Origin of the sequence: Rhizobium sp. CB3090 (assembly GCF_029714285.1) — a bacterium.
Taxonomy (GTDB): Bacteria; Pseudomonadota; Alphaproteobacteria; order Rhizobiales; family Rhizobiaceae; genus Rhizobium.
The window spans coordinates 1,563,221-1,575,235 of sequence record NZ_CP121662.1 but is presented as its reverse complement, the minus strand read 5'-3'; the positions used below and the strand labels follow the sequence as shown (position 1 = coordinate 1,575,235).

Here is a 12,015-nt window from a genome sequence, read left to right as displayed (position 1 = left end):
GCCCGAGGGATGACAAGATGAATATCGCAACGACAGTGGCGGATGAGTTCGATACCGAAGCCGAGGATGGCAGCGGCAGCGCCCATCCGCTGTTTGCGGATGCGCCGCGATCGGTCTCCTTCAACAAGCTGCGCAAGCGTCTGCTGCGTCAGGTGCGCCAGGCGCTCGACGATTTCCAGATGCTGAAGGGTCAGAAGCGTTGGCTGGTCGGTCTGTCCGGCGGCAAGGATTCCTATGGGTTGCTGTCGATCCTGCTCGATCTCAAATGGCGCGGTCTGCTGCCGGTCGAGCTGATCGCCTGCAATCTCGATCAGGGACAGCCGAATTTCCCGAAGCACATATTGCCCGAATATCTCACGAAGATCGGTGTCGAACACCGGATCGAATATCGCGACACCTATTCGATCGTGAAGGAAAAGGTGCCGGAGGGCGCCACCTATTGCTCGCTCTGTTCACGCCTGCGCCGCGGCAATCTCTATCGCATCGCGCGTGAAGAGGGCTGCGACGCCCTGGTGCTCGGTCATCATCGCGAGGATATCCTCGAAACCTTCTTCATGAACTTCTTCCACGGCGGCCGGCTGGCCTCGATGCCGGCGAAGCTCCTGAACGACGAGGGCGACCTCATGGTGCTGCGCCCGCTCGCCTATGCCGCCGAAGACGATCTCGCCAAATTTGCTGCTGCCATGCAGTTTCCGATCATCCCCTGCGATCTCTGCGGTTCGCAGGACGGTCTGCAACGCAATGCGATGAAGGACATGCTGGCCGATATTGAACGCCGCATGCCCGGCCGCAAGGACACGATGCTGCGGGCACTGGCGCATGTGAACCCCTCGCATCTGCTCGATCCCAAGCTGTTTGATTTTGCGGCGCTGATGACGGCGAAGCCGGAATAGAGAACGCAATGGTTCTCGGCGCTTTTTCCGTCTAACCTACAATCGGATCGTCGAAATTCGAAAGCTGGCAGTCATGACGTCTTCCCAAGATGCGGAGCAACTTCTCGCCAAAAAGCATGAGCTTGATCGGCTCAAGCGAGATATGGTCGCGGGCGGATTGGACGGTTTGGAACATGCGCAGCGGATCGATATCACCTACACATCGAATGCGATCGAAGGAAACACGCTGACTGCGGGCGAGACCGCGCTCGTCATTGAAAAGGGCATTACGGTCGGCGGCAAGCCACTCAAGGATCATCTGGAGGCCATCGACCACGCGCGGGCATTGGATTGGGTGGTGGAGATCTCCGCTGACAGCAGCGGACCGATCACCGAGGCAGACATACGCAATCTTCACTATCTGGTGGTCGCACAATCAAAGCCCGAGATTGCCGGCCGCTATGCGGATCGTGCCCGTTACGTCAACACGGATGCCGGCGCGAATCATTTTCCATCACCGGTTGAAGTTGTGGCATTGATGGGCGATTTCTGCCGCTGGCTCGGACAGGCGGAGAATTCGCCGGAAACAGCGTTCAGAGCACATCGGCAATTGGTCCACATCCATCCCTTTAACGACGGAAACGGTCGTACGGCACGTCTGCTAATGAATTTGGTGTTGCTGAGAGCAGGGTATCCACCCATAGCGATCCGACCGGAAGACCGCGCTGCCTATATTGCTGCTCTGGAAGAGGAGCAACGGGGCGGCGGACATGAGGCCTTTGATGATATGATGTATCGGCGGCTGGATAAGACCTTGGATCTATATATAAACGCAGCGCGGCAGGCGCGGCCTTAGGTCGTTGCTAAAAGCTGAGCTTTTGCCACATCGGCGTCATCGAATCGGGCATAAGAGGAGCTCCCTCTTCAGACAAAGGCCACCGATGACGCTCTCCGATTTAGACTTCGAATATCTGATGGCAACAGTGGCCGAGGCCGCAGCGCAGGAAATCCTGCCGCGTTTCCGCAACCTTGGCGTCGGTGGTGTTTCTGAAAAGACCTCGGCCATCGATGTGGTGACGCAAGCTGATCTGTTGGCGGAAAAACATACCACGGCAGCGCTGAAATCGCGTTTTCCCGACGCGCTCATCGTGGGGGAGGAAGCCTATGAGGCCGACAGGTCGGTCGTGCCGGCGTTGGCGGATGCGGAGCTCGCCTTTGTCATCGATCCGGTCGATGGCACGTTCAATTTCGCGTCCGGTTCGCCTCTCTTCGGAACGATCCTCGCCGTTGTTGCCAGGGGCGAAACGATTGCCGGTATCATCCATGATCCGGTGCTCGGCGATACCGTTACGGCCGTGCGCGGTGCCGGCGCCTATTTGCGGCGACGGGGAGGGCAGGTGAGCCGGTTGGCGGTCGCCCCGGCCGTACCCTTGGGCGAGATGGTCGGCTTAATGTCCTGGGGGCATATGGACGAGCCGCACCGCTCGCGCATCAACGCCAACATGGCGAAGGTACGCATGTCCTTTTCATTGAACTGCTCGGCCTATGAATATTGGCTGGTCGCCTCGGGCAAGATCCATTTCATCGGTCACGCGAAGCTGATGCCATGGGACCATCTCGCCGGTGTGCTGGTGCATCAGGAGGCTGGCGGATTTACGGCAAAATTCGACGGCACGCCCTATCGCCCAGGTGAAACCACAGGCGGCATTATTTCGGCGCCGGATGAGGAAAGTTGGCGGATGATCCGTCGCGAGATCATTGGTTGCTGACAGGAAAGGATTGTATCATGACATCGTCCATTGACATTACCACCCTAGCCGAGCTTTTGCGCCGTGCAGCCCAGACGGAGATCCTGCCGCGCTTCCGCCGGCTCGGCAGTGACGATGTCCGTGCCAAGAGCGAGGCGACCGATCTCGTGACCGAAGCGGATGAGCAGGCCGAGCGGATGATCAAGGCGGAGGTCAAACAGCTTTGGCCGGGCGCGCTTTTCGTCGGCGAAGAGTCGGTTGCCGCAGAACCAGCGCTCCTTAACAAGATAGTCGGGGCGGAGCTGGCCATCATCGTCGATCCCATCGACGGCACCTTCAATTTCGCCTCCGGCGTTCCCGCATTCGGCGTCATGGCTTCGGTGATCTCCAAGGGGGAGACGGTGGCCGGCATCATCTTCGATCCGATGGGCGACGATTGGGTGCTGGCGGAAAGGGGTGGCGGGGCCTGGCTCCGACGGCCGGATGGCGAGGCGCAGCGCCTCTCCGTGGCAACGCCGGTTGCGCTGGAAGATATGGTCGGCATGGCCTCCACCGGTTACCTGCCGAAGGACAAACGCGCCGAAATCATGGGCAATCTCGCCAAGGTTCGTTTTCTCACAAATTACCGCTGCGCGGCCCATGAGTACCGCACTTTTGCCGGCGGGCATGTCCATTATCTCATGTATTACAAACTGATGCCTTGGGATCATTTGGCTGGCACCCTGATCTCGAAGGAGGCGGGCGCCTACGCCAGGCGCCTCGATGGCTCGCCCTATCTGCCGCATCATATCGACGGTGGCCTTTTGATAGCGCCGGACGGGGCATCATGGGAAGTGTTGCGGAGAGAGGTTTTCACCGTTTGAGGTAGCAGTGTTCCCACTTGGAAAGTCGTGAGCGGAACATTATCTTCACTCACGCTATACAACCGCCGTTTGGCGGGATCTCGGGCTGGGACAAGCGAGATGACCGAAACGAGCCGCAAGCTGACGACCATCTTCTCCGCCGACGTTCAAGATTACACGCGCTTGATGCGGAACGACGAGGAAGGCACGCTCGCAACGCTGAAGCGCTATCGAGATGCCATGGCGCGACTGATCGAAGCGCATGGCGGCCGTGTGATCAATACCTGGGGCGATGGGGTATTTGCCGAATTTCCCAGCGTTGTCGAGGCTTTGCGAGCGGCAATCGACGTTCAAAACGAACTTGCCGGCTATAATGCCAGCAGCGATCCCGATACGCAGATGCTTTTTCGCATCGGCCTCAACCTCGGTGACGTTATCGCCGAGGGCAACGATATTTATGGCGATGGCGTCAATATCGCCGCCCGCCTTCAGGCATGTGCAGTTGCCGGCGGCATTGTCATTTCGAATACGGTCTACGACCAGGTCCGCAACAAGGTGGCAGTGGGGTTCGATTTTCTTGGCCAATTGGAGGTCAAAAACATCGACGGCGGCGTGCCGAGCTATGCGGTGCGGATCGGCGCACCTCAAACTGATTCGCCACCGACAAATCGCGGAAGCGTCCGAGAACAAACTCCTAGTGCTCCTCCGACCATTGTGGAAGCGGCCGTACGAGGTGAGCGGAGTTACGGCGTGCTCGCGGTGATCGCCGTGGGTTTGGTGGCGCTGAATATTCTCACATGGCACGGCGAGTTTTGGGCGGCGTGGCCTGTGCTTGGCATAGCGATGGCGGCGGGGCTTCGCTGGGCGCGAACGAACAGCCAGTTTGATCGCCGACTCGCCACTTTCGCAGTAGTCGGTGCCGGCCTCGTCGGGGTCAACCTTCTATCATGGCACGGCACGCCCTGGGCGATTTGGCCGCTATTGGGTCTGGCGGTTCTTGCCGGCATTCGCTGGGTCAAGCGCCAACGCGGCGACATATGACGCCGCGTTGGGAGACTGCTGCTCAGACATGACCCATGCCTGGCTCAAGCTGCGGGCTGTCGCCAGGATGGGTGAAGAGCTTGCCCTTTTCCGCCCATAGCGTGGCAGCAATCGTCAAGGCCCCGAAAATGGTGAAGCCAGCGATCAGCGGCTGGACGGTTCCATCGAACATCTGGCCGACGATGCCGCCGAGCAATACGCCGCCGGTGGTGGAGACGGAGCTGGTAATTGCGGCAGCCGTTCCTGCCAGATGCCCCATCGGCTCCAGGCTGATGGCCATGAAATTGGTGGTGATGACAGCAAACATCATCAGCATCACCGAGATCAGAATATAGGTGAACAGGAAGCTCGGCAGACCTGCCGTGCCGGCGACATAACCGAAGGCGCCGAGAACGGTGAAGATGATCATCGCGACATGCGAGATGCGCCGCATGCCGTAGCTACGAACGAAATAGCCGTTGGCGAACTGAGCAACCGCAGTGCCGCCCGCCGTCGCGGCAAAAGCAATCGGAAACCATTCACCGAGACCGTAGACTTCGCCGAACACCTGCTGAACCGAGACCACATAGGCGCAGATGACGCCGGTGAAGAGCGTCAAACCGAGCATATAGCCGCAGGTGATACGGTTGGTCAGCACCGTTTTGAAGCCGGACACCACCGAACTGACGGAGAGTGGCAGGCGCTCATGGTCAGGCAATGTTTCCTTCATGCGAAGGAAGGCAATGAGAAAGAGCACGGCACTCGCGATAGCCAATGCAATGAAAATCCATTGCCAGTTCGAATGGGCGACGATCAATTGACCGACAAAAGGGGCGACCATCGGCATGATCATGAAAACGATGGTGACATAGGACATGACCCGCGCCATTTCGCGGCCGCCGAAGCAATCGCGGACGATCGCCAAGGTGGTGATGCGAACGGCGGCGGCACCGACGCCCTGGATGAAGCGCAACACGAGCAGCGCAGTGAGAGTGCCGCTCCAAGCGGCCGCGAACAGCGTTACCGTGTAGAAGATGAGGCCGCCGAGGAGGATATTGCGGCGGCCGTAAGCATCGGACAGGCTGCCGAAAAATAGCTGGCAGATGCCGAAGCCGAGGAAATAGACACCGATGACCAATTGCGTGTCATTGGGATTGGCGACCGCCAGCGACTGGCCGATATTCGGCAGGGCCGGCAACATGCTGTCTATGCCCATCGAGATGCTCGCCGTCATCAGCGCGATGATGATGATGAATTCGACGATGCCGAGGCCGATGCGGGCGGAGCCGGATTGCTCCACGGGCTTTGTTTGGGTCGGGTTCATGTCAAGATGCCTGTCAGTGAAGGGCGAGGGACTGGTCGGAGGGCGGCGGCGCATTCTGCGGTCTGAAGAGGCGCCCCTTCTCGGCGATGAGCACGAAGCCGATGCCGATCAGCGAGACGGTGAAATAGCCGACGATCATCGGCGTTGCCGTCCCATCGTAGAGCTGACCGATCGCCGCGCCGATCGAGGCGCCGCCGACCGTGCTCATGAAGCCGAGCACGGAAGAAGCCGTGCCGGCGACATGGCCCAATGGTTCCATGGCGAGCGAATTGAAGTTCGAGCCGATCCACCCGAACTGGAACATGGCCAGCGCAAAGAGGACCATGAACAGCGCGAAGGGCATCGGTGCCGGACCGTAGAGCTGCACCATCAGCCACAGAAAGGTGATGGTGGCAAAGCCGACCAGGGCCGCATGCGACAGCCGCCGCATGCCGAAGCGCCCGACGAGCTGCGAATTTATGAAGGAGGACAGCGCCATGAACAGCGCCACGCCACCGAAGGCAAGTGGTGTGTAGACGCCAAGCCCGTATATGTCGTTGTAGACCTGCTGCGCCGAATTGATGAAGCCGAACAGCGCTCCAAACAGGAAGGTGTTGGCGATCGTGTAACACAGAGCGACACGGTTCGTCAGAACCATGCCGAAGCCGGAAAGGACCGATTTTACGGTGAGGGGGCGGACATTCTCCGGCCTAAGCGTTTCCGGCAGCCGGAAATACATCCAGATGCCGACAAGCGTCGCCATTGTGCCGATGAAGACGAAGATCATGTGCCAGGTGCTGACCAGCATGATGACCTGCCCGCTTCCCGGCGCGATGACCGGTACGATCATGAAGACCATCATGATCAATGACATGACTTCGGCCATCTGACGGCCGCCGAAAACGTCGCGGACGATCGAGATGGTGATGACGCGCGTCGCCGCAGAGCCCAGGCCCTGGATGAAGCGCAGGGCAAGCAGGCCGGCAAAGGACGGGATCAGCGCAATGCCGAAGGCGGAAATGATATAGACGGCAAGGCCGATCAGCAGCGGCACACGGCGGCCGAAGCGGTCAGATAGCGGGCCATAGAAAAGCTGCGCAGAGCCGAAACCGATCAGATAGGCGGTCACGACATATTGCCGATGGTTTTCGTTTTCCACGCCGAGACTGGAGCCGATTTGCTGCAGGGCGGGGATCATGATGTCGATGGCCAGCGAATTGACCGCCATCAGGAAGGCCGCGAGCACAATGAACTCGCGTTTGCCCATGGGCAATTGCCCCTGGGCCGTAGCCTGGGATGTAGTCGTCACGGTTTAATTCCCATAAACATATCAAGGCGCTGCCCGGCGGCAGCGCCTTATCAACTGAATTGGACTATGGAAACCGGACGGAAGAGCCCGGTGACCGGTCAGGCGGCGCCGCGTACGCTGATGCCGTTTTCCTGAAGATGTTGCTGCAACTCGCCCGCCTGGAACATTTCGCGCACGATGTCACAACCGCCGATGAATTCGCCCTTCACATAGAGCTGCGGGATGGTGGGCCAATTGGAATAATCCTTGATGCCCTGGCGAATTTCCGAATCGGCCAGAACATTGATGCCCTTATAGTCGACGCCGATATAGTCGAGGATCTGGACCACCTGGCCCGAGAAACCACACTGCGGGAACTGCGGAGTGCCCTTCATGAAGAGAACGACGTCGTTATTCTTCACTTCGTTGTCGATGAATTCGTTAATGCCGCTCATATCTCGTCCTTTCACATGCGGGTTCAAGGTCCGCAGCTTCAAATCTTATCCCTAAATAGCAAGGTGAACGTTCTATTTCCAGCCGCAATCATGCACACGAGATGTTTTTCATCGCATGAATGGGCTTTCGCGCAACAATGGTTCCGAATGATGGCGCAATGCGGAAATTAGCGAGTTTTTTTGAACAGTGCGTTTTGAAATCGCACCTTCAACGTGGAAGCTGAACAACACACATAGCAATAAACAAGGGACGCTTAGTATCGTGCCGCCGGCCCATTTTTGCCGGGGGCGGGAAACGTTGATTCATGCCGGTGAAGGCGGCGTGGCGTGTACCAGTCCCTTTTATTGCATGCATTTTTGAGGGAGTGGGTACCATGAGCCATCATCACTATTCCGACGGCCAGGTTGGCGAAGAGCGCGAATTTTATGGCGCCTGTGAGACGAGTGAGGGCGAACGGGAATATTACGAGCATGTTCGCACCCCCAGAGCATCGATACTGAACAGCGCCATCACGGTCAGCATCATCGTTCTGATTCTCAGCATTGCTTTCGGTTATCGCGCATCCACAACGGCAGTGCCGCAGGTCCAATCCGCGACCGTTCAGAAGATCATGACCGCTCCGTCGCGCGATTCCTGCGCCGACCTTTCGCCCTATGCCGGCAGCGATTGCTGATATCGGGGATTCCTTAACCATATCGTGGGAACCTCGCGCATAGCTTTCACGATAGGCTGCCATGAAAAAGCCGACAGGTCATGGTGTTGACGGCATCCTGTGTAACTCGCCGGGAATTAAGAACAATATGAATAGCATAAAGAAGAGGGTGGTCCTCCACTTCCCCGGCTTCGAACCGTTGGATGCGACAGCGCATAGGGCGCGCTACGAGCGATCCGCCAAGCAAAGTGCTGCTGCATGGGATTTTTCGGTGGCCGTCGATACGCTTCGAAATTTCGGCAGGGCGCCGTATTTCGACGTCGATGCAAGGGGAGCGGATTGGGAAACCCGGAGCCGCGTTCATATCCTCGACCACAATGATCTGGTCGCCAAATTGAATGGCAGGCTCTTTTCCGTGCGGTTGGGCCAGGGTTACCTCGCCGCTACAAAAGTCGCATTGTCAGGCGGTCTGACGGGCTATTTCCGGCATGCCTGGCGGTTCGGCCTATTCTTCATCTTTCCGTTCCTGCTGATGCTGGTCGGGCTGCTCATCGGCCTCACCATCGCTCTCTCACCCTTTGCGTTCGGTCTTCCCTCCTGGAGCCATATCGGCAGCATCGCCCTGGCGGTGGGCTTCTTCATTTATGTCTTCCTGCCGCAGGCCGAGAGGCTGCATACGTTGCACCTCTTTGCCGACTGGGAAATGGCCGTCGCCATGGCGGGATTGAACGGTATCGGTGCCGAGCAGTGGATCGAAGCCTGCGCCATCAGCGCTCGCCAGGCGCTTGACGAACCGGCCGACGAATATGTGATTTCGTCCCACAGCATGGGCTCGAGCGTCGCCGCCCACGTGATCGGACTGCTGCTCGAACGGGAACCTGAACTGTTTCAAGGCAAACGCGTCGTGTTCACGACGCTCGGCAGTGCGATCCTGCAATGTGCATTGCTGCGGCCCGCCGCTGTGCTGCGCTCGCGCGTTGGCCTATTGGCCCGCTGCCAGGAGATATTTTGGCTCGACGTCCACTGCCTGACTGATGCGATTCATTTCTACAAGGCGAAGGTCGCTGCTGTCTGCGGACATGCGGAGGAAGCGCAGCCCACAATCATATTCGTTCGCTTCAAGAAGATGCTGACGGCGCAGCATTATGCCAAGATCAGGCGGGATTTCCTGCGCGTGCACAGGCAATATGTGCTCGGACCGGATGTCCGAGCTCCCTTCGACTTCACGCTTTTGACGGCCAGCCCGCTGCCGGCTTCGAGCTTTGCAACATTCACTCAGGCCAATATGCCGGATCTGACTTTCGGAGCCGGCAATGACGATGAAAACGCCCGGCTTTCCTCAGTCGGGCGCTGATGTCTGTAGCGCCAGGGCATGCAGCACGCCGCCCATATTCCCCTTAAGCGCGTCATAGACCATCTGGTGTTGCTGTACGCGGCTCTTGCCGCGGAAGGCTTCGGCCACGACTTCGGCCGCATAGTGGTCGCCATCCCCGGCCAGGTCGCGAATCGTCACCTTGGCGCCGGGAATGCCGGCCTTGATCATGTCTTCAATATCGCCGGGATTCATTGGCATTAGTGATTTACCTCACGTCATTCGGCAGCGGCGAGTGCACTGCCATCCATGAAGGCAGGAAACCACGATTCATGCGCCTCGCGCAACTGCCGAACCGAAACCGACAGCAGTCCCTCGACGACAAGCGCATCGTCCTCAACCGTGCCGAGGCGACGGAACGGCACGCCGGCGCTTTCCGCATTGATGCAGACGAAATCGGCGACATCGGCAGGCACGGCGACAACATAGCGCGCCTGGTCCTCGCCGAAGAGTATGGCATGGGGCAGGCCCTTGGATTCGGCGAGATCGATGCGCAGTCCCTTGCCCGACGCTATTGCCATTTCGGCCAGGGCCACCGCAAGGCCGCCCGAGGAAATGTCGTGGCAGGCGGTGACCTGACCGTTGCGGATGGCTGAACGGACGAAATCGCCGTTGCGACGCTCTACAAAAAGGTCGACCTCCGGGGCCGGACCATCCATTGAACCGAGGATATCGCGCAGATAGACGGAGGAGCCGAGATGGCTGCCGTCGACGCCGAACAGGATGATCCGATCGCCTTCCGAAGCGGAGCCGATGCGCGCCATCGCCTTCCAGTCCGGAAGCAGGCCAACGCCGGCGATCGTCGGCGTCGGTAGGATCGCAACGCCGTTGGTCTCGTTATAAAGCGAGACATTGCCCGAGACGATCGGGAAATCGAGCGCCCGGCAGGCTTCGCCGATGCCTTTGATCGCGCCGACGAACTGGCCCATGATCTCGGGCTTTTCCGGATTGCCGAAATTCAGGTTGTCGGTCGCGGCCAGCGGCTCGGCGCCGGTTGCCGTGATATTGCGCCAGCATTCGGCGACGGCCTGCTTGCCGCCTTCGAACGGATCGGCTTCGACATAGCGCGGCGTCACATCCGAGGAGAAGGCAAGCGCCTTTGTCGGATGGCCTTCGACGCGAACGACGCCGGCGTCACCGCCCGGAATCTGCAGGGAATTGCCCTGGATCAGCGTGTCGTATTGTTCATAAACCCAGCGGCGGCTGGATTGATTGGGCGAACCGACGAGCGTCAACAGCGCCTGGCCATAGTCCTCAGGGGCAGCGACGAGATTGGCGGGCAGCTCGGCGCGCTTGTCGGATTCGCGCCACGGCCGATCATATTCCGGCGCCTGGTCGCCGAGATCCTTGATCGGCAGGTTGGCAACTTCCTCGCCCTGGTGGATCACGCGGAAACGCAGATCGTCCGTCGTCTTGCCGACGATGGCGAAATCCAGGCCCCATTTCACGAAAATCGCCTTGGCGACGGCTTCCTTTTCCGGCTGCAGCACCATGAGCATGCGCTCCTGGCTTTCCGACAGCATCATCTCGTAGGCTGTCATCTGCTCTTCGCGCACCGGCACCTTGTCGAGGTCGAGCTCGATGCCGAGATCACCCTTGGCGCCCATTTCGACGGCCGAGCAGGTGAGGCCAGCCGCCCCCATGTCCTGGATCGCGATGACAGCACCTGTCTGCATCAGCTCCAGGCAGGCCTCCAGGAGGCACTTTTCGGTGAAGGGATCGCCAACCTGAACGGTCGGGCGCTTCTCTTCGATCGATTCATCGAATTCTGCCGAGGCCATGGTCGCGCCGCCGACGCCGTCACGGCCGGTCTTGGCACCGAGATAGACGACCGGCAGGCCGACGCCCTTGGCTTCCGACAGGAAGATGGCGTTGGATTTCGCAAGGCCGGCGGCAAAGGCGTTGACCAGAATATTGCCGTTGTAGCGAGCATCGAATTCGACTTCGCCGCCTACGGTCGGCACGCCGAACGAATTGCCGTAGCCACCAACGCCGGCAACGACGCCGGAAACCAGGTGGCGGGTTTTCGGATGATCCGGCTCGCCGAAGCGGAGCGCATTCATGGCTGCAATCGGGCGCGCGCCCATGGTGAAGACGTCGCGCAGAATGCCGCCGACGCCGGTCGCAGCACCCTGATAGGGTTCGATGTAGGAGGGGTGGTTGTGGCTTTCCATCTTGAAGACGACGCAATCGCCGTCATCGATGTCGACGACTCCAGCATTTTCGCCGGGGCCTTGGATGACGCGCGGCCCCTGGGTCGGCAGTGTGCGAAGCCACTTCTTCGAGGATTTATACGAGCAATGCTCGTTCCACATGGCCGAGAAGATGCCGAGTTCGGTAAAGGAAGGCTCGCGGCCGATCAGATCCAGAATGCGCTGATACTCATCCGGCTTCAGGCCGTGGGCGGCAATGAGTTCGGGGGTGATCTGGATCGAATTGGAAATGGTCATGGGCGCTCGATG

The 12,015-nt window shown here is 59.3% G+C and carries 12 protein-coding genes; 7 read left to right on the top strand and 5 right to left on the bottom strand.

Annotated features, from left to right (window positions below; all coding sequences use genetic code 11):
- The first annotated feature begins 17 nt into the window (after positions 1-17).
- The 5 genes from ttcA to QA646_RS07665 all read left to right on the top strand — a co-directional run bounded on the left by ttcA (position 18) and on the right by QA646_RS07665 (position 4,503).
- Complete coding sequence (gene ttcA, locus QA646_RS07685) at positions 18-893, top strand: tRNA 2-thiocytidine(32) synthetase TtcA (RefSeq protein WP_283058455.1); 876 nt, start codon at positions 18-20, stop codon at positions 891-893.
- Positions 894-966: 73 nt separating this feature from the next.
- Positions 967-1,728: a Fic family protein gene (locus QA646_RS07680; RefSeq protein WP_283058454.1), complete on the top strand. Its 762-nt coding sequence runs from the start codon at positions 967-969 to the stop codon at positions 1,726-1,728.
- An 85-nt stretch (positions 1,729-1,813) separates the two neighbouring features.
- Positions 1,814-2,641, top strand: coding sequence for an inositol monophosphatase (locus QA646_RS07675; RefSeq protein WP_283058453.1), 828 nt, complete (start codon positions 1,814-1,816; stop codon positions 2,639-2,641).
- A gap of 17 nt (positions 2,642-2,658) precedes the next feature.
- Positions 2,659-3,483: an inositol monophosphatase family protein gene (locus tag QA646_RS07670; protein WP_283058452.1), complete on the top strand. Its 825-nt coding sequence runs from the start codon at positions 2,659-2,661 to the stop codon at positions 3,481-3,483.
- Between the two features lie 99 nt (positions 3,484-3,582).
- Positions 3,583-4,503 carry an adenylate/guanylate cyclase domain-containing protein gene (locus QA646_RS07665; RefSeq protein ID WP_283058451.1) on the top strand — a complete coding sequence of 307 codons (921 nt, stop codon included), beginning with the start codon at positions 3,583-3,585 and terminating at the stop codon, positions 4,501-4,503.
- A gap of 22 nt (positions 4,504-4,525) precedes the next feature.
- Here QA646_RS07665 and QA646_RS07660 read toward each other — a convergent pair whose 3' ends face one another.
- The 3 genes from QA646_RS07660 to grxD form a co-directional block, all read right to left on the bottom strand.
- Entirely contained in the window at positions 4,526-5,806 is a 1,281-nt protein-coding gene (locus tag QA646_RS07660; RefSeq protein WP_283058450.1) for a multidrug effflux MFS transporter, read from the bottom strand.
- A gap of 13 nt (positions 5,807-5,819) precedes the next feature.
- Entirely contained in the window at positions 5,820-7,052 is a 1,233-nt protein-coding gene (locus tag QA646_RS07655) for a multidrug effflux MFS transporter (RefSeq protein WP_283059002.1), read from the bottom strand.
- A 140-nt stretch (positions 7,053-7,192) separates the two neighbouring features.
- The gene (grxD, locus tag QA646_RS07650) at positions 7,193-7,528 is read right to left on the bottom strand and encodes a Grx4 family monothiol glutaredoxin (protein WP_283058448.1); all 336 of its coding nucleotides are present in this window, start codon (positions 7,526-7,528) and stop codon (positions 7,193-7,195) included.
- Between the two features lie 374 nt (positions 7,529-7,902).
- On the opposite strand from grxD, the gene QA646_RS07645 reads away from it, so the two are divergent.
- Together QA646_RS07645 and QA646_RS07640 are read left to right on the top strand one after the other, a co-directional pair.
- The gene (locus QA646_RS07645; RefSeq protein ID WP_283058447.1) at positions 7,903-8,202 is read left to right on the top strand and encodes a hypothetical protein; all 300 of its coding nucleotides are present in this window, start codon (positions 7,903-7,905) and stop codon (positions 8,200-8,202) included.
- 127 nt (positions 8,203-8,329) lie between these two features.
- A complete protein-coding gene (locus tag QA646_RS07640; protein ID WP_283058446.1) occupies positions 8,330-9,535 on the top strand; it encodes a hypothetical protein in 1,206 nt (401 codons plus the stop codon).
- Here QA646_RS07640 and QA646_RS07635 read toward each other — a convergent pair.
- Complete coding sequence (locus tag QA646_RS07635; protein ID WP_004108912.1) at positions 9,521-9,754, bottom strand: BolA family transcriptional regulator; 234 nt, start codon at positions 9,752-9,754, stop codon at positions 9,521-9,523. The two genes, QA646_RS07640 and QA646_RS07635, sit on opposite strands and share 15 nt — an antisense overlap.
- Positions 9,755-9,771: 17 nt before the next feature.
- Positions 9,772-12,003 carry a phosphoribosylformylglycinamidine synthase subunit PurL gene (gene purL, locus QA646_RS07630; protein ID WP_283058444.1) on the bottom strand — a complete coding sequence of 744 codons (2,232 nt, stop codon included), beginning with the start codon at positions 12,001-12,003 and terminating at the stop codon, positions 9,772-9,774.
- Positions 12,004-12,015: the final 12 nt, after the last annotated feature.